At 73.5% G+C, this 245-nt stretch carries 1 protein-coding gene; it reads right to left on the reverse strand.

Features of this window, described 5'->3' with window-relative positions; genetic code table 11:
• On the reverse strand, positions 1–245 hold a 245-nt coding region (locus tag HKX41_12905; protein ID NNC25034.1), incomplete at both ends, for a hypothetical protein.

A 245-nucleotide genomic window follows, 5' to 3' on the forward strand; every position in this document is an offset into this window, starting at 1 on the left:
CAGGCGCAGTTCGAAATCCTTGGCGCCGGCGCTGGCGCCGGGCTGGGCCAGCGCCTGCGGCGCGATCGGCGCCAGCGCCACGCGCAAGCTCGGCGTGTTGCAGGTAGTCGCACGCACCGAGATCGCGCCGGTGAAACTCACCCGCGCGGCGACCGCGTCGCCGCCATTCGCGCTTGGGCCGCCACGATAGACCAAAGTCGGAAGATCGGCGCCGCGAATCGCGCCGCCGCCGCCGGCAGCGTCGA

Origin of the sequence: Salifodinibacter halophilus (assembly GCA_012999515.1) — a bacterium.
Taxonomy (GTDB): domain Bacteria; phylum Pseudomonadota; class Gammaproteobacteria; order Nevskiales; family Salinisphaeraceae; genus Salifodinibacter; species Salifodinibacter halophilus.